General features: G+C 71.6%; 20 protein-coding genes. 7 read left to right on the top strand and 13 right to left on the bottom strand.

Annotated features, from left to right (window positions below; genetic code table 11):
- Positions 1 to 118 precede the first annotated feature (118 nt).
- Genes B118_RS0116355 through B118_RS0116335 form a run of 5 tightly spaced genes read right to left on the bottom strand, consistent with a single transcriptional unit; the run spans position 119 to position 4,089 of the window.
- Positions 119 to 754, bottom strand: a complete 636-nt coding sequence (locus B118_RS0116355; RefSeq protein WP_028193036.1) for a hypothetical protein — start codon at positions 752 to 754, stop codon at positions 119 to 121.
- On the bottom strand, positions 751 to 2,022 hold the full coding sequence (locus B118_RS0116350) for a hypothetical protein (protein ID WP_028193035.1): 1,272 nt from the start codon (positions 2,020 to 2,022) through the stop codon (positions 751 to 753). The genes B118_RS0116355 and B118_RS0116350 overlap by 4 nt, the downstream gene beginning before the upstream one ends.
- Positions 2,019 to 2,774: an ABC transporter ATP-binding protein gene (locus B118_RS0116345; RefSeq protein ID WP_028193034.1), complete on the bottom strand. Its 756-nt coding sequence runs from the start codon at positions 2,772 to 2,774 to the stop codon at positions 2,019 to 2,021. The genes B118_RS0116350 and B118_RS0116345 overlap by 4 nt, the downstream gene beginning before the upstream one ends.
- Positions 2,771 to 3,556 carry a zf-HC2 domain-containing protein gene (locus B118_RS0116340; RefSeq protein ID WP_018811807.1) on the bottom strand — a complete coding sequence of 262 codons (786 nt, stop codon included), beginning with the start codon at positions 3,554 to 3,556 and terminating at the stop codon, positions 2,771 to 2,773. The genes B118_RS0116345 and B118_RS0116340 overlap by 4 nt, the downstream gene beginning before the upstream one ends.
- The gene (locus B118_RS0116335; protein ID WP_018221422.1) at positions 3,553 to 4,089 is read right to left on the bottom strand and encodes an RNA polymerase sigma factor; all 537 of its coding nucleotides are present in this window, start codon (positions 4,087 to 4,089) and stop codon (positions 3,553 to 3,555) included. The genes B118_RS0116340 and B118_RS0116335 overlap by 4 nt, the downstream gene beginning before the upstream one ends.
- Positions 4,090 to 4,204: 115 nt before the next feature.
- On the opposite strand from B118_RS0116335, the gene B118_RS0116330 reads away from it, so the two are divergent.
- Positions 4,205 to 4,906: a spermine/spermidine synthase domain-containing protein gene (locus B118_RS0116330; protein ID WP_028193033.1), complete on the top strand. Its 702-nt coding sequence runs from the start codon at positions 4,205 to 4,207 to the stop codon at positions 4,904 to 4,906.
- A 273-nt stretch (positions 4,907 to 5,179) separates the two neighbouring features.
- Here B118_RS0116330 and B118_RS0116320 read toward each other — a convergent pair whose 3' ends face one another.
- Complete coding sequence (locus B118_RS0116320) at positions 5,180 to 5,977, bottom strand: class I SAM-dependent methyltransferase (RefSeq protein ID WP_018221425.1); 798 nt, start codon at positions 5,975 to 5,977, stop codon at positions 5,180 to 5,182.
- Between the two features lie 161 nt (positions 5,978 to 6,138).
- On the opposite strand from B118_RS0116320, the gene B118_RS0116315 reads away from it, so the two are divergent.
- Complete coding sequence (locus B118_RS0116315) at positions 6,139 to 7,182, top strand: sodium:calcium antiporter (RefSeq protein WP_018811803.1); 1,044 nt, start codon at positions 6,139 to 6,141, stop codon at positions 7,180 to 7,182.
- Positions 7,183 to 7,236: 54 nt separating this feature from the next.
- On the opposite strand, the gene B118_RS33470 is transcribed toward B118_RS0116315, so the two are convergent.
- The 4 genes from B118_RS33470 to B118_RS0116295 all read right to left on the bottom strand — a co-directional run bounded on the left by B118_RS33470 (position 7,237) and on the right by B118_RS0116295 (position 10,378).
- Positions 7,237 to 7,359: a hypothetical protein gene (locus B118_RS33470; RefSeq protein ID WP_272945099.1), complete on the bottom strand. Its 123-nt coding sequence runs from the start codon at positions 7,357 to 7,359 to the stop codon at positions 7,237 to 7,239.
- 243 nt (positions 7,360 to 7,602) lie between these two features.
- Positions 7,603 to 9,909: a heavy metal translocating P-type ATPase gene (locus B118_RS0116305; protein ID WP_018811802.1), complete on the bottom strand. Its 2,307-nt coding sequence runs from the start codon at positions 9,907 to 9,909 to the stop codon at positions 7,603 to 7,605.
- 8 nt (positions 9,910 to 9,917) lie between these two features.
- A complete protein-coding gene (locus B118_RS0116300) occupies positions 9,918 to 10,145 on the bottom strand; it encodes a hypothetical protein (protein ID WP_028193032.1) in 228 nt (75 codons plus the stop codon).
- Positions 10,146 to 10,168: 23 nt separating this feature from the next.
- Positions 10,169 to 10,378: a heavy-metal-associated domain-containing protein gene (locus tag B118_RS0116295; RefSeq protein WP_018818845.1), complete on the bottom strand. Its 210-nt coding sequence runs from the start codon at positions 10,376 to 10,378 to the stop codon at positions 10,169 to 10,171.
- A gap of 103 nt (positions 10,379 to 10,481) precedes the next feature.
- On the opposite strand from B118_RS0116295, the gene B118_RS0116290 reads away from it, so the two are divergent.
- The 3 genes from B118_RS0116290 (at position 10,482) to B118_RS0116280 (ending at position 13,488) form a co-directional block, all read left to right on the top strand.
- A complete protein-coding gene (locus B118_RS0116290) occupies positions 10,482 to 10,784 on the top strand; it encodes a metal-sensitive transcriptional regulator (protein WP_018218277.1) in 303 nt (100 codons plus the stop codon).
- 42 nt (positions 10,785 to 10,826) lie between these two features.
- Positions 10,827 to 12,173, top strand: a complete 1,347-nt coding sequence (locus tag B118_RS0116285) for a YibE/F family protein (RefSeq protein WP_018221431.1) — start codon at positions 10,827 to 10,829, stop codon at positions 12,171 to 12,173.
- A 298-nt stretch (positions 12,174 to 12,471) separates the two neighbouring features.
- Positions 12,472 to 13,488: a coiled-coil domain-containing protein gene (locus B118_RS0116280; protein WP_026185481.1), complete on the top strand. Its 1,017-nt coding sequence runs from the start codon at positions 12,472 to 12,474 to the stop codon at positions 13,486 to 13,488.
- A gap of 150 nt (positions 13,489 to 13,638) precedes the next feature.
- Here B118_RS0116280 and B118_RS0116275 read toward each other — a convergent pair whose 3' ends face one another.
- Positions 13,639 to 14,379 (bottom strand): carbonic anhydrase, encoded by a 741-nt coding sequence (locus tag B118_RS0116275; protein ID WP_028193031.1) that lies wholly within the window; start codon positions 14,377 to 14,379, stop codon positions 13,639 to 13,641.
- 309 nt (positions 14,380 to 14,688) lie between these two features.
- Between B118_RS0116275 and B118_RS0116270 the strand changes: the two genes are divergently transcribed.
- Positions 14,689 to 15,225 carry a C39 family peptidase gene (locus B118_RS0116270; protein WP_018221434.1) on the top strand — a complete coding sequence of 179 codons (537 nt, stop codon included), beginning with the start codon at positions 14,689 to 14,691 and terminating at the stop codon, positions 15,223 to 15,225.
- 71 nt (positions 15,226 to 15,296) lie between these two features.
- Here B118_RS0116270 and B118_RS0116265 read toward each other — a convergent pair whose 3' ends face one another.
- Together B118_RS0116265 and B118_RS0116260 are read right to left on the bottom strand one after the other, a co-directional pair.
- A complete protein-coding gene (locus B118_RS0116265; protein WP_018811798.1) occupies positions 15,297 to 15,479 on the bottom strand; it encodes an antitoxin in 183 nt (60 codons plus the stop codon).
- 94 nt (positions 15,480 to 15,573) lie between these two features.
- A complete protein-coding gene (locus B118_RS0116260) occupies positions 15,574 to 16,221 on the bottom strand; it encodes a dienelactone hydrolase family protein (protein WP_028193030.1) in 648 nt (215 codons plus the stop codon).
- A 150-nt stretch (positions 16,222 to 16,371) separates the two neighbouring features.
- On the opposite strand from B118_RS0116260, the gene B118_RS32420 reads away from it, so the two are divergent.
- A complete protein-coding gene (locus B118_RS32420) occupies positions 16,372 to 16,548 on the top strand; it encodes a hypothetical protein (RefSeq protein ID WP_018221437.1) in 177 nt (58 codons plus the stop codon).
- Positions 16,549 to 16,558: the final 10 nt, after the last annotated feature.

Raw genomic sequence — 16,558 nt, 5'->3', positions numbered from 1 at the left:
TCCGTCTTTCTACCACCGGGAGCTCCAACGGACCTGCCGCAGGAGCATCCCAAAGCGACGCAATCAGGACACCGTACCGGCCAATGTGTACCTTGTGAACATTTGTGATCAGTCCACTTCAGATAGTAACCGGCCGGGACGGGAGGCGGTGACCGACGGCAGAACCACGGTACGCGTAGCCGGCGAGGCCGAGCGCGAGCACTCCGCCGGCGGCCAACCACGAGGCGGCAGCGGTGGCGGGCTGAACCGGCCAGGCCCACAGCGCCACGAACACGCCGGCGTCCCGGGGCGCGGCGAGGTAGACCACGCACCCGTAGCCGAAGGCCGGCAGCCAGGCCAGCCGCGCGCCCAGCAGCGCCGTGGCGCCGGCGACCAGACCGATCCAGCCAAGCGTGTTCCGGGCCAGCGCCTGGGCGCCGAACGTCTCAGGGGCGCGCAGCCCCGTCAGGGCGAGCGCCGTTGCCACGGCGAGCACGGCGAGGAGAACATGTCCAACCCGCCAGGCCGGCCAGCGCAGCGGAGTGCCGCGTTCGAGTTCCTCGTCGGCTCCGGCCAGGGTCGGCCCGAGCAACACCGCGGCCAGCAGCGGGGCGAGCACGACCACGGGGAGGCGGGCGGCGGGCCCACCGAGGTGGGGCTGAGCGGCGAGCCAGGTTCCGCCGGCCCACGCCAGCAGCGCGATCGCGCTGGCCCCAGCCACGAAGGCCGACGCCCCCCGGGCACGCAGATGCAGCCGGAGCAGCCGGCCGGTCACGGCTGCTCCGCCAGGCGGACCAGGGCCGGGACGTCGCAGCGACCGACGGCGTCGAGGTAGTCGGCGAACCAGGCGCGCTGCGCTGACGGCGGCAACTCGCGGAGCCCGGCCGACGCCCCCTCTGCCCAGAACCCCGACCCATCGAGCAGCCAGTCGGTGGCCATGTTGTCGGCCTGGTGAATCCGCTGATCGAATTCGTCACCTTGTAACCGGTACGCACACCCCCACCCAGTTTCCTGGCGAAAGGCCGTACGCAGATCCTCGGCGTTGGCCAGGCCGCCGAGTGCGGTGGCCTGGAAGTCCAGGTAGAGCCAGACCGTGTCGGCATCCTCCGCGACGGAAGCACCGGCCGGCCGGACGGTATGATCAACCGCCCGCCGGGGCGCTCCGGGTATCCCGTCGAGCCGGGCCAGGATCGGCTGCGCCACCGCCGCGACCTCTCCGAGCAGAAAGGCGTTGACCCGGGTCAGACAGACCTCTGGGCCGCTGCTCGTGCAGACCAGCTCCACCGCGGCCGGATCGGCCGGCGCGCGATTCCAGCTCGGCCCGGTGCTGATCGGGACCGCGGCGGCGACGGCGACCCCACCGGCCAGCAGCGCCACGCGCCACCGACGTACGGCGACGGCGAGCAGCAGGACGGTCAGTGCCACCAGCCACGTGGCCTGCCACTCGATGACCCACTCCGGCACCAGCGAGTACATCCGCCTGCCGTCGTAGGCCGGGGAGAGCCGCGCGGGGGCCGCGTTCCAGTAGGTCAGGATTGCCAGGCCCAGGTAGGTGGCCAGGCCGGCGATCGGCGCCGCCACCCGCAGCGGAACCCGCCGGCCGACGAGGACACCACCCGCGCTGGCAGCGGCCAGGGCGAGGACCCCGACGGCCGCCCGCTGCCACCAGTCCCCACCGGCGTAGGTCGCGACCCGCGCGACCAGCACCGCCGCCCCGCCGAAGGCGACCGCTGTCCCGGCTACCCCGGCCAGGGTCACGGCGAGCCAGGCCGCCACCAGCGAATGCCACCCCGGGCGTGGGGTGGCGGCGATCAGCTCGCCGATGTCGCGTCGCCGTTCCCGGCCGGCTTGCCACGCCCCGGCGCAGACCATGAGGGGGCAGAGGACCAGCAGTGACACCCGCAGGTAGTCGGCGAGGCCGACCCAGCGGCCACCCCAGTCGTCCGGGTGGGCCGCCAGCACCCACACCCCGGCCCCGAACATCGCCAGCGCCGCGTAGGGGGCGGTGCCACGGCGTAGCTCCACCCACAGCGCACGCCTCACCGCGACACCTGCCGCGCGCCGCGCAACACCGCCGTGTAGCCCCGCTCGATCGGGGAGTCACCGCTGTCGCCGTCCCCGCCGGCCGCGATCAGCCCCTCCGGGTGGCCGGCGAAGACCAGCCGCCCATCGTCGACCAGGCTGACCCGGGCGCACGCCGCCGCGACATCCTCGACCAGGTGCGTGCTGACCAGCACCACGGCGTCGCGGCCCAACTCCCGCAGCAGCGTCCGGAACTCCACCCGCTGCTCCGGGTCCAGCCCGGCCGTCGGCTCATCCAAGAGCAGCACCCGAGGGGCGTTCACGATGGCCTGGGCGATGCCGGCGCGCCGCAGCATTCCGCCGGAGAGGTGCTTCATCCGGTCATCCGCCCGGTCGCGCAGGCCGACCCGCTCGATGGCCCGGTCCACCGCGAGCGGTATCCGCGCCGCCGGCATCTCCCGCAGCCAGGCGAAGTACTCGACGAACTCCCGGACGGTGAAGCGCGGGTAGAAACCAAACGCCTGGGGTAGGTAGCCCAACCGGCGACGGGCCTGGCGCAGCCCCACCCGGTCGTCAGTGCGGTGCCCCAGCAGCCGGACCTCCCCCCGATCCGGGCGCAGCACCGTGGCCAGCACCCGCATCAGGGTCGTCTTGCCGGCACCGTTCGGGCCGAGCAGCCCATGCACGCCCACGCCCAGCTCGATGGCCAGGTCGTCGAGGACGGCCCGGTTGCCGTAGCTGACCCGCAGACCCGCCACGCTAACTGTCGTCATCCCGCCTGTCTCCCCACTCGGTCCCGGCGCGCGTACAGCACGACAACGGCCACCCCGGTGACGGCCAGCCACACCGGGGCACTCGCGGCCACGACGGCCAACCCACCAACCGACGGTGCCAGCACCACCACCGCCCACACCCCCGCCACCACCGCCGCGGCGTACGTCGGCTCGATCAGCGAGCCGAGCGCCAGCGTGCCGGCGGTCAACGCGGCGCCCGGCAGCGTCCACATCAGGGGAGTGCTGATACCGGTCACCACCGCGGCCAGCACCGCGACCGGCGTGGCCACGGTGAGCACCGCCAGCGTGCGCCACAGCACGATTCGCAGGCCCCCCTGCGGTGTTCCGGCCACCACCTCGTGCAGCGGGTCGGTGCGCGGCCCGTACGACAGGGCCGTACCGACCACCGGCAGCGCCGGGGCGATCAGCAGCAGCACCCACGGTGGCAGCGACCGCGGGCTGACCGCCAACCCCAGGATGAGCAGCCCGGTGACGAGCACGGAGAGCAGCCACGCGGCCCGTACCGCCGGCGCTGCACCCACCAACACCCGCACCCGGCGCCACCCGGTCCCGGGTCGTAGCCGCCCCGGCGTCGACAACAGACCGTCCAGCGCCAGCGCGACGCTCGCGACCACCCGCTGCACCGCCTCGCTCGGCGGAAGGCTCGCCCGGCAGGCGTCGCAGCTGTCGAGATGCGCCTCCACCGACTCGGCGTCCCCGTCGGTCAGCTGCTCCTCGGCGTACGCCGCCAGCACCTGCGCACTCACGTGCTCCCCGGTCATGACAGGGCCGCCCGTAGCTGCTGCCGGGCACGCATCGCCCGGGACTTCACGGTGCCTTCCGGCACCCCCAGCAACGTCGCCGTCTCCCGAACGGTCCGGCCATCCAGCACCGTTGCCCGCAGCACCGCCGACAACTCCGGCGGGAGCTGGTGCAGCGCCCGCTCCAACCCGGCGTCGTACGCGTCGGTCAGGGCCTCGTCCTCGGCCGACGGCGACCACATGCGGGTGTCTTCCCCCGGCAAGTGCACCAGCTGTGGACGAACCGAGGCCCGCCGTCGGGCATCGATCAGCCTGCCGCTGGCGATCGACCACAGCCAGCCCACCGCGGTCCCGTCCCCCCGGTAGCTGGCCGCGGCCCGCCACACCGTCAGGAACGTCTCCTGCAGCAGTTCTCGCGCCAGCTCCGGGTCTCGGCACCGTCGCCGGAGCCGGAGCAGCAGCCAAGGTGCGTTCCGCGCGTACAGCAGCTCGAACGCCCCGCGGTCCCCCGTACCGACGAGGCGCAACAGCTCCCCATCGTCTGCGTCCACCATGAAAGGTTAGGACGCAGAACTCCCCGGGACGGTTCGCTGACCGGCGCCTATAGTGATGCGACGCGTTGGCCCGCCTGGCCCGTCCCGTCTTTCACGTCCCGCGGGGGTACTTATCGTGAACGATTTCCGGCAGCCACCAATCACCCTGGACCGGGCGACGACCAGCCGGGGTGAGCTGGTGCTCCGCGAGGCGAACGGCCGCTACGAGGTCATCAGCAACGGCGTCTTCCTGATGGACACCGCAGACGGCCGGTCCGAGCGGCTGCTGGTTGACGCGGCGATGAGCAGGTGCACGGCATCGGCGCCCCGGCTGCTCATCGGCGGGCTCGGCGTCGGGTTCTCGCTGCTGCGCGCGATCGAGCACGCGCGGCTGGCCGCCGTTGACGTGGTCGAGATCGAGGCCACCGTGATCGGCTGGCACGCCCACCACCTGCGCCACCTCACCGGCGTAGCGCAGACCGACCCCCGGGTACGGATCATCGAGGCGGACATCCTCGCCTGGCTGGCCAACACCAACGACCAGTACGACGCCATCTGCCTGGACACCGACAACGGCCCGAACTGGCTGGTCTTCGAGGCCAACGCCGAGTTGTACGCCCAGCGCGGGCTGGAACTGGTGGCCGGCCGGCTCCGACCGGGGGGTGTCCTGGCGATCTGGAGCGCCAGCCGGGACGACGCCTTCGAGCAGCGGCTCCGGGAACGCTTCGGTGACCTGGAGCTGCTGGAGACGCCGACCGACTCGGGCGCACCGGACGTCGTCTACCTGGTCCGGGCTTCGACGGCGGCGCGGGGAGAGCTACCGGAGTCGCCGGCATGAGCGAGGTGCGGTCACGACCGAACACGCCCGGCCGGCCCACCCGGTGGCGGCGGTCCGGGCGGGCGCGACCCACGTCATCATTGGCCGGTCGTTGACTCGGGCAGCGGACCCGGCCGCCGTCCTTGCCCACCTCACCGACGAGCGCCTGCGCCAGCGCCGTCTCGGCCCTGGTCAGCTTCGCGTCGTTCGCCGCCGCGGCGGCGAGGGGCCCCAGGTGTTGATTCAGTGAACCGCGCGCAGCCACCCCAGAAGGCCGAGGGCACCTGGTCCGGCTTACCGACTCACGCTCGGCCGCCGGCCGAGATGGATGAGGAACTCGTTCTTCTCGACAAAGGTGTCGGTGTCGCTGTACCGGCCCAGGACATCACGGACCGCGTTGTCGAACTCATGGAGCCGGTCGCCGAAGAGTTCCGGTTCGGCGAACGTGGTGGAGTGCAGGTAGCCGAGGATGCTGTTGGCCGTCCAGGTCCGGTGCACCGGCACGACGGACTCCTCGACCCGATTGAACGGCGAGTCGCGTAGGGCCTGAAGGTCTGGACGGCGCTGCCCATGGAACGTGCCAGCACCCGCCCGACGTTGATCGCCGAGAAATTCCTGGATGACCGCCCGGACCGCCAGTTCCCACTCGTTGTCGGCGACCCAGAAGCTCTTGTCGGCGAAGATCGCGACGGCACCGTCCCGGCTGACCTGTGCATCCAGTTGGTTCAGGATCCGCGCCTGATCGAGCCAGTGGAACGTTCGGCAGATGGTCACCAGGTCGGCCTGCCACCCGGCTGGTGGGGTGAACTCCTCCGCGGTGCTCTCCTGGAGGCGCAGCTGGGCATCGGCGGGTAGCCGCGGGCGGAGTGCGTTCTCGGCCGCGGTGAGCATCTCGGCGTCCGGGTCGATGCCGATGATGTCGTCGAACCGGTCCCGCAGCGCCTCCACCACGAGGCCGGTGCCGGTGCCGATGTCGAGCAGCCGTCGTGGCGAACCGGCGGGGACCGCGGCGTCCAAGACATCGGCCACCGCCGTCGGTATGTCCGGCCGGAACTGTCGATAGAAACCGACAGTTCCATGGAATATACTCATAGTTGCCTCCTTACGGCAAATGACGTAAGAACCATAGGCATTGGGCTGTTCCGGCAGCGGCGAAACGCACCAACCCGCTCCGGCCAGCCCCGCCATGGGGTGCGATACCGGATATCCGTCGCCGCGGGATTCGATCGGGTGGATCGGGGAATCCCCGGCCGGTGCCGGACGTACTGACCAGCCTGCCGTGGCCAACCGGGCCGAGCATCGCCGTCTTCGGCGTGGCGGGGGCCCTCACGGTGCTGGGCAGCATCCGCCTGGTCGCCCTCGGCGACACGCTCGCCGACCGAACCGGCTGGGGTGAGGCGTTCTTCGGCGCGGTCTTCATCGGGCTGGCAACCTCGTTGTCCGGCATCGTGATGACCGCCGTCACCGCGGCGGCGGAGCAGCCGCAGCTCGGTTACAGCAACGCGGTCGGCGGGATCGCCGCCCAGACCACCGCGGTCGCCGTGGCGGACGCCTTCCACCGCCGGGCCAACCTGGAGCACGCCTCGGCGTCGCTGTCGAACGTGCTCTTCGGGGTCCTGCTCATCGTGCTGCTCTCGCTGGTCCTGCTCGGCCGCTACACACCGGACGTCACCGTGGCCGGTCTGCACCCCGCCTCCCTCGCCATGGTCGCCGCCTACCTCGGCGGCCTGCATCTGGTCCGCCGCTCCGGAGCCAGTCCGCTGTGGCGAGCCGTCGCCACCGCCGAGACCCTGCCGGATATCAGCCAGGAGCACGGCAGCCTCGACCGGACCAGCTCCAGCCGGCTCTGGGTGCGCTTCGTGGCGGTGGGTCTGCTGGTCGCGATGGGAGGCTGGGCGATCGCCCGGGCCGCCGAGAGCCTGGTGCTGGGCACCGGCTTGAGCGCGGGCTTCGTCGGGGCGATCCTGATGGGCGCGGTGAACGCCCTCCCGGAGACGGTTACCGCCGTGGCGGCGGTCCGCCGGGGCGCCCCGACCCTGGCCATCGCCGCCGTCCTCGGCGGCAACAGTCTGGACGCCCTCAACCTGGTGGTCGGCGACGTGGCCTACCGAGGCGGCTCGATCTACCACGCTGCCGGCGACGCCCAACTCTTCGTGACCACCAGCGCGCTGTTCATGACCGCGATCCTGCTCGGCGGCCTGCTGGTGCGGCAGGCGTACGGCTGGGGGCGGCTCGGCTTCGAGGGCATCCTGCTGCTGACCAGCTACGCGGCGATGACCGTCATCCTGGCCACCTGACCGGCGCCAGGGCCGCCGGATCGTCGCCGACGCCGGGGAGCGGAGCGGTACGGGTCAGCGGCTCGTCGTGACGGGCGGGGGTGGCGTGGCTGGGCTGCCGGCGTCGCGCTGCTCGCCGTGACCGCTCAGTACCAGCACGACCAGCGCCGCCACCGCGGCGGCCCGCCGCGCGATCACCACGCACCTCGACACCTCGACTCACCCCCGTTTCGTGCCCCGCGACATCCCCCAGCTGATGTCAGCGCCGCCCGGACGGCGTTTTCCTGGCAACGAGTGGACTCGACGATGGGACACGTTCCGCCGCACGGCGGGGCGGGCCCGGCGACAACAGCCTCAGCGACACAGCGGTCCCGGCAGAACGCGTACCCGCCCGACCGCGCCGCAAAACGCGCTGGCCGGGCGGGCTTGGCATGCTCCTCGTTACCGGGGGTGGCCGGAAGGGCGGGGGTGGCCGGAGCTGAGCCCCGCCGGGAGTTGGGGCAGTGGGCGGAAACCCCGCAGCCGGAGACTGTTGGCGACCACGAAGACTGAGGAGAAGGCCATCGCGGCCCCGGCAATCATCGGGTTGAGCAGACCGGCCGCGGCCAGGGGAAGCGCCGCCACGTTGTAGGCGAACGCCCAGAACAGGTTGCCCTTGATGATCGCGAGGGTCCGTCGGGACAACCGGATGGCGTCGGCCGCGGCGGTCAGGTCACCCCGCACCAGGGTCAGGTCGGACGCCTCGATCGCCACATCCGTACCGGTGCCCATCGCCAACCCGAGGTCGGCCTGGGCCAGCGCCGCGGCGTCGTTGACCCCGTCACCGACCATCGCCACCACCCGGCCCTCCCGCTGGAGCCGCTGGACCACCGCCACCTTCTCGGCGGGCAGCACCTCCGCTATCACCTCGTCGATCCCGACCTCCGCCGCGACCGCCCGGGCGACGGTCTCGTTGTCGCCGGTGAGCAACACCGGGTTCAGGCCCAGCTCCCGCAGTTGTCGGAGCGCGAGCGCGCTGGTCGGCCGGACCATGTCGGCGACCGCGAGCAGCCCGCGGGCCCGCCCGTCCCAGGCCACCAGCACCACCGTCGCACCGGCGGCCTGCGCCGTGGCCCCGGCCGTCACCAGTTCCTCCGGTACGTCCAGTCCCCGCTCCCGCAGCAGTCGAAGCCGGCCGACCAGCACGCGGTGGCCCGCCACCACGCCCTCGACGCCCAGCCCTTCGAGGTTGGCAAAGTCAGCTACCGGCGGCAGGGGCCCCGCCTCGGCCGCGCCCGCCGCGACCGCCTGGGCGATCGGGTGCTCCGAGGCGGCCTCCAGGGCGCCGGCGAGCCGGAGCAGCTCGGCCCGTTCCACACCACTGGCCGTGACCACGTCCACCAGGGCCATCCGGCCGGAGGTGACGGTCCCGGTCTTGTCCAGCACGACCGTGTCCACCGTCCGGGTGGACTCCAGCACCTCCGGCCCCTTGATCAGGATGCCGAGCTGCGCGCCCCGGCCGGTGCCGACCAACAGCGCGGTGGGGGTAGCCAGGCCCAGGGCACAGGGGCAAGCGATGATCAAAACAGCTACCGTGGCGGTGAAGGCGGCGGTCGGGCCGGCGCCACTGCCCAGCCACCAACCCAGGGTGGCGGCGGCGAGGACGATCACGACGGGAACGAAGACCCCGGAGATCCGGTCGGCGAGCCGCTGCACGGCCGCCTTGCCGGACTGCGCGGCCTCCACCAGTCGGGCCAGCTGGGCGAGCTGCGTGTCGCTGCCGACCCGGGTGGCCTTCACCACCAGCCGTCCACCGGCGTTGACGGTGGCGCCGATCACGGCGTCACCGGCCTTGACCTCGACCGGTACGGATTCACCGGTGAGCATGCTGGCATCGACCGCCGAGCTCCCCGCCACCACCATCCCGTCGGTGGCGACCTTCTCACCGGGGCGCACCACGAACCGGTCCCCCACCACCAGCTGGTCGATCGGGATACGGGTCTCCACGTCACCGCGCAGCACCGCCACGTCCTTCGCACCCAGCTCCAGCAGGGTGCGCAGGGCGGCACCGGCGGTGCGCTTCGCGCGCGCCTCGAAGTACCGACCGGCGAGGATGAAGGTGGTGACGCCGGCCGCCGCCTCCAGGTAGATGTGGCCCGCGCCGCCGCCGGAGACGATGGCGAAGCTGAACGGGTGGGTCATGCCGGGAACGCCAGCCGTGCCGAGGAAGAGCGCCCAGAGCGACCAACCGAACGCGGCGAGGGTGCCCAGCGACACCAACGTGTCCATGGTCGCCGCGGCGTGCCGGAGGTTGACCCAGGCGGCCCGGTGAAACGGCAGACCACCCCAGACCACCACCGGGGCGGCCAGCGTCAACGACAGCCACTGCCAGTAGGTGAACTGCCAGGGCGGCACCATCGCCAGCAGGATCACCGGCACGGTGAGCGCGGCCGAGACCCCGAGCCGGGTGGCGAGCCCACGCAGCTCGTCGGCCGGTTCGGCGGCGGGCGCCGCCGCGGCTGCCGGTGGCGGCGGCACGACGGCGGTGTAGCCGGTCTTCTCGACCGTGGCGATCAGGTCGTCCGGGGTCACCCCGTCGACGTACGCCACCCGGGCCTTCTCGGTGGCGTAGTTCACCGTGGCGGTGACACCGGGCATCCGGTTCAGTTTCTTCTCGATGCGGGCGGCGCAGGAGGCGCAGGTCATCCCGCCGATCGACAGCTCAATCTGGTCGGCGGCCCGCGGTTTCGGGCTGCTCGTGGTGGTCATCGCACTCCCTACCGGTCGGGCCCGTGCTCCGGGGGGTGGGACCCGGTGCCGGGATCGTCATGCTCGGGGGCTTCGTGCTCGGGGGCGTCACGCTCCGGGTTGGCGGGCCCGGGGTCGTCGTGGTGGGTCTCGACGGCTGGGGTGCCGGGGCCGGTCACCTGACCGACCCCGTACGCCGCGCCGAACACCACCGCGAGACCGAGCAGGAAGGCGGTGAGCTTCGTCGCCATGTTCATGCGGGCCTCGGTCTCGACGCGGGTCAGGCGTCGACGAGGTCGTAGCCGGCCTCGTCGACCGCGGCGCGTACGGTCTCGACCTCGATCGGGTGCTGGCTGGTGACGGTCAGCCGGCCAGCCGCCAGGTCAACCTGGACCTGCTCCACCCCCGGCAGCTCACCCACCTCGGCGCTGACCGCGGCTACACAGTGCCCGCAGGTCATGCCCTGCACCTGGTATGTGGTGGTGACCATGGAAACCTCCCCTTCCGCCAGGCCAATCCCTGGGGCTATACCCCCCAGGGGTAACTGCCAGCGACAGTAACATACCCCGGAGGGGTACGGTATTCTGATCCACATGACCAGACCCGACCCCGCCCCGGTCCGCGGCTACACCGCCAGCAAGGACCAGCTACTCACCCGGCTGCGCCGGGTCGAGGGGCAGGTCCGGGGGATCGAGAAGATGGTCGAGGAGGATCGATACTGCATCGACGTCCTCACCCAGATCTCCGCGATCCAGGCCGCGCTGGACAAGGTGGCGCTCGGGCTGCTCGACGGACACGCCCGACACTGCCTGCGCGAGGGGGCGGCCGAGGGACGAGCCGACGAGATGGCAACTGAGATGATGGCTGCCGTCGGCCGACTGATGAAACGCGGCTGACCGCCCGTCCCGTTACTCGCCCGGTAGTCGTTGGGAGAACAAATGGGCGCCGACCACACCCGAGCCGTTCCGGCCACCCCACCCCGGGTGCGACGGATTCTCGTCGCGACGGTGGTCCCCCTACTCCTCGCCACCCTGGTCACCGCGGTGGCCCTCTGGCCGCGCGACACCCGTACGGCCGAGGCGGGCACCGAGCCACCCCGCTACCACGGCACCGTGACGAAGGTGGTCACCGAGCCCTGTCCCCCCACCCCGGAGTCCACCGATCCCGGGCAGGCCGCCGACGCCGGCCCCTGCGGCGAGGTGTCCGTCCGCGTCGAGCAGGGGCCGGATGTCGGACGTGAGGTCAGCACGCCGATACCCGCCGGACCGGGTGCCCCCGACGTCGCCGTCGACGACGAGATCATCCTGGTCGAGCTGACCGACCCCACCGACCCGACCACGAGCATCTACACCATCGCGGAGCACCAGCGGGGCAAGCCCCTGCTGTGGCTGGTGGCGCTCTTCGCCGCCGCGATCGTGGCGTTCGGCCGCTGGCGCGGACTCGCCGCGCTCGCCGGCCTCGCGGCGAGCTTCGCCGTCCTCCTGACGTTCGTCCTGCCGGGGATCAGCGCCGGCCAGTCGCCGCTACTGGTCGCGGTGGTCGGCGCCGCCCTGATCATGTTTGTGGTCCTGTACCTCACCCACGGCGTGACCGCGCAGACCTCGGTGGCGGTTCTCGGCACCCTGGGCAGCCTGATCCTCACCGGTCTCCTCGGCTCACTCGCCACCGCCGCCACCCGGCTGACCGGGTACGGCAGCGAGGAGGCGATCACGCTGTCGATCTTCCAGACCAACGTCGACCTGCACGGTCTGCTGCTGGCCGGAATCATCATCGGCTCGCTCGGGGTACTGGACGATGTCACCGTGACCCAGGCCGCCACGGTGACCGAGTTGGCGAACGCCAACCCGGGGTTGTCCCGCCGCCAGCTCTACCGCTCCGCCACCCGGGTTGGTCGGGCTCACATCGCCTCCACGGTGAACACCATCGTGCTGGCGTACGCCGGAGCCTCGCTGCCGGTGCTTCTCCTGCTGACCGCCGACTCACGGCCGGTGAGCCAGATCCTGACCAGCGAATTCCTCGCCCAGGAGATCGTCCGCAGTGCCGTGGCCACGCTGGGGTTGATCGCCGCGGTCCCCCTCACCACCGGGCTCGCCGCCATCGTGACCACCGCCGGTCGCACCGCTGGTGGCGAGTCGGGCGGGAGCACCGCGTCAGCGCCGGCACCACGACCGCGCACCGCTCGCGTCGAGGTGCTGGAGGCGCTCAGCACCTCCCGCTCCGGCCCGGTCGCCTCGGCTGGCGACCGACGGACCGGCGGGGACCACAACACGGAAGGCCCATGGTAGAGATACGCGTCGTAACGAACGGGACCCACGGGCCGAGCCAACAGGGCTCTAATCACCCAACGTGTCGACGATTTCGTGCGATTAGTCGAGTTTGGGGCGTAGCTCGACCGGATGAGCGTCAGGTAACCTCGCTGCCGGTCACCGCCAAAGGCGCGTATCAGCACCTGCGGGACCACCGCCCAATCGCCGCGAGGCGAGCCGGGGAAGCGGGCAGCTGGAGTGCGGCTGCCCCACCAGGGAGCACCTACCGCCCCAACCCGTCAGCTCGCCCAGCCGGCGGTCAACGGAAGGGATCATTGTGACGGCACCCCCACGCCGCTGGTTGACGCCTGTGGCGGCCGTGCTCACCGCGCTGGCCGTGCTCGCCGGGCCGATCCCGGTGTCCGCCACCCCCACCTCTCCCCCGCAGCCCTCGGGGCACGACGAGGAGCCGGAGCTCCTCGGTGATCTCATCGAGGTCCGCAACCGTGAGTACGTGAAGGCAAAGGCGCAGTTGGCGGACTCCGAGAAACGCCAGGCCGCCCTGGAGAAGGAGATCAAGAAGGCGCAGGCCGAGCTGGACGAGCTCGCCCCTCAGGTGGCGGAGATCGCTACCCAGTCGTACCGGACGGGACAGGTCGGGGCGATATCGACGTTACTGGAAGCAGACAACCCCGACTCCTTCATCGCCCGGGCCACCGCGCTGGATGAGCTGAACCGCGTCAACGACCAGCGAATCAAGGCGGTCAACACGATCAAGACCCGCGCCGAGCAGGCGAAGGTGGGGATCGACGAAGAGGTACGCAAACAACAGAAGCTGGAGAGCGACCTCGAACGCGGGAAGCTCGAAGCGGAGAAGGCGCTCCGCCTCGTCGGCGGCACCGGGCTCACCGGCGGCCTGGTTGATGCCGAATCGCCGGTCGCCCGAGTCGCGCCGGGACGCAACTCGGACGGCAGCTGGCAGTCGCTCGGCTGCACCGAGAATGATCCGACCACCAGCGGCTGTATCACCGCACGGACGCTGCACATGTACAACGAGGTCAAGCGAGCTGGCTTTGACCGATTCGTCGGATGCTACCGCTCGGGTGGGCCGTACGAGCACCCCAAGGGCCGGGCCTGTGACTGGTCGCTCCAAAACAGCGGGTTCAGCCCCTGGCACAACAACGACATGCGCATCTACGGCAACAACCTGACTGCGTTCCTGGTCCGTAACGCCGACAAACTCGGCATCTACTACGTGATCTGGAACCGGCAGATCTGGTTCCCGACCACCGGCTGGAAGTCGTACAGCGGCCCGTCGAACCACACCGACCACGTCCACGTGTCGTTGCTGTAGGCCGCCGACGATCTGGGGCCGGCGCCGCGTTCTGCGCGGCACCGGCCCGTTGTCGTTTCTTGGGAACCGACCCGTGGTCGCTTCTTGGCGGACCGGCCCGTTGTCGTTCTCGCGGCACCGCCCCAACGCGCCAGTCGCCGCCGACGCGGCTCAGGCGGGAGCGGGCGGCTCCGCCCGGGCGCCGCCCGCCGGGGGTGCGCTCGACGCCGCGAGCCCGACCTCCGTCACGGTCCGCACCGCGCCGGTGGTGAGCTGGTACGACATCCCCACCACCGCGCAGGTGCCAGCCGCCACCGCGGCAGCGACCGCCGCGGAGCGGTCCAGCAGCACGGCAACGGTCCGCTCGACATGGTGGTCCACGATCTGGTTGAGGTCGGCTACCCCGGCGGCCTCGGCCCGACGGACGCTCGGCAGCACCGCCTCCACCACCGCACGGAGGTGCCCGGAGACCGGTACGCCGGTGGCCTCAGCTGACCGGGCCGCCTGCACCGCGCCACAGGAGTCGTGCCCGAGCACCACCACCAGCGGGGCGCCCAGCGCGGTCACCGCGTACTCGACGCTGCCGAGCACCTCCGGCCCGACTGAGTGCCCAGCCGTGCGTACCACGAACAGGTCACCCAGACCGCGGTCGAAGACGAGCTCAACCGCGACCCGCGAGTCGGAACAACCGAGGATCACCGCGAAGGGCTGCTGGCCCTCCGCCAGCGCGATCCGGCGGCCGACATCCTGGTGCGGGCGGTCCGGGGTTCCGGCGGCAAACCGCCGGTTACCGACGTGTAGCTCGGCGACCGCTGCGCGGGGGTTGACCGGCTGCTTCCGCAGCTCGCCGGATCCACCGGTGGACAGCTCAGCTGCGTCCGAGTGCGCATCGGGCGTTTCGGGACGATTCATGCCCTTACCTCATCCCTGTGGGAGGCCCCACCCTGAAGCCCGGAGTACCGGACCCTGGGCCGTACCCACGCTCACATGAAGCAGAAAGCACGTCAAGACATGCGTGATCTGCGCTTCATATGTTGACCGCCAACGGCCTCCCCACGCCGAGGAATGCCCACCGCGTCCGGCCCGTTGTAGCTCCGGTACCCGGATAACCCCGATTCCCCGATCCCCCGGACCGTCCGGGCTCGGGCCCCCCGTTCGTGCCGAGCGCCGCGCGGTGCTTGCCGTCCCCGACCGGACGTCAGACCCCCAAGGAGCCCGACCATGAGCACAATCACCCCCACCGGCGGCCGCGCGATCGCCGGGCTGCTGGTAACCATCGACTATCAGGCCCAGCCCAACTTCTACTACTGCGGCCCGGCGGCGACCCGGATGGCGCTCTCCGCGCTGGGCCGGCCACTCCCGCAGGATGAGGTCGCCCAACGGCTCGGCACCACCCAGGCCGGCACGGACTCGGCCCTGGACGTCACCCGCGTCCTCAACGAGCTGACCGGAGACGCGTACCGAACCACCGAAATACCGGATACAACGGCCAAACCGGATGAGGTTCACCAGCTACGCGAGGACACCCGGCACGCCCTGGCACAGGGACGCGCGGTCGTGGCCAACGTCCGGGGGACCACCGTCGACACCGACGGCACCCCGCACTCGTACGAGGGAGGCCACTACCTGACCCTGGTGGGTTACCGCCCCCAGGACGACCTCCTCCGGGTCGCCGATCCGGCCGCATCGAAGCGCGAATACTGGATGGCCGTACCGAAGGTCGCCAACTGGATCGCCGAACGCGGCTACTCGTCCTGACCGCGTGCGGGCCGGCCTCCCCAGCGGGAGACCGGCCCGTTCGGCGCGTACCGCGCCGAAACTCGGATGTGTCAGCCGTTCTGATCGCCCTCGCCGGTCCGGGACCGCATCATGTCCACGCCGCGGTCGACGTGCTCCTTGTACCGGCCGCCGGTGCGCTCGTTGACCATGTCGCCGGCCTTCTCTATGCCCCGGTCGACCTGCTCGTCCTGCTTATCGACGTACTCCCTGGCCTGGTCCATGAATTTCTTCATGTCTCCTCCTAGGGTCGAGGTCTTGCACGTACGGCGTTCCCCAGTGCCCGGGGCACAAACACCGACCGTGCCGGGACAGCACGCACGGCCGGGGTCACCCAAGGTGGTCGGTGAACCAGGTCGCCGCCGCTCGGGCCACCTGTTCCAGCGCACCAGGCTCCTCGAACAGGTGCCCGGCGCCGGGGACCACCGTCAACTCCGTCGGCCCCGGCAGCGCCGCCCGAGCCTGCTCGTTCAGGGTGAGCACCTGGTCGTCGAGGCCGCCCACGAGCAGCAGGGTCGGTGCTCGCACCCGGCCCAGCGCCGGACCGGCGAGATCCGGCCGGCCGCCTCGGGACACCACCGCGCCGACCCCTTCCGGGCGTTCGGCGGCGGCCACCAGGGCCGCGGCGGCCCCGGTGCTGGCCCCGAAGAGCCCGATCGGCACCGCGCCCACCGGAGCTCCGGTGGCCAGCCAGTCGACGATCGCGGACAGCCTGCCGGCCAACCGGTCGATATCAAACCGCAGCTGCGCGGTGCGCGCGTCGGCCACTTCCTCATCCGGGGTGAGCAGGTCCACCAGGACGGTGCCGAGCGCGCGGCCATTGAGAGATTGCGCCACCGCGACGTTGCGGGAACTCCGCCGCGAGCTGCCGCTGCCGTGTGCGAAGAGCACCACTCCGGCCGGCTCCGGCGGCACCCGAAGATCAGCCGTAAGCTGGACGTCCCCCGCCGGAACCGACACCTCACTCCGTACGTCCACAGCCCCGGTCATTCCCACCCGTTCGCCCGCCATGCGTACGCCTCGGGGCCCGTCCGGTCTCGTTTCGCCGGGGCGGGCTTCGGGTACCCGGCTGGTGCGGGCAGACCGTACCGGCGCGGGCAGCGCCGGTGATGGATCGGGAGGATCGCCATGGCGCAGCAGCAGGAGTCTCGGCAGCAGGCCGCCGAGCGGGAACGACGAAAGCGCGACGCGAACCGTAACCGGGACTGGGCGGACGAGGCGGCGCGGGCGCGTACCGCTGATGATCCGCGAGCGATGGCGCCGCGGGACGCCGCCGGCCGCCCCTCCCAGGGCCGCCAGTTGTAAGGTGCCGACC

The organism is Salinispora pacifica CNR114, assembly GCF_000514775.1.
Taxonomy (GTDB): domain Bacteria; phylum Actinomycetota; class Actinomycetes; order Mycobacteriales; family Micromonosporaceae; genus Micromonospora; species Micromonospora pacifica.
The sequence above is the reverse complement of the archived record's forward strand: the minus strand, read 5'-3'. Positions and strand labels throughout refer to the sequence as shown.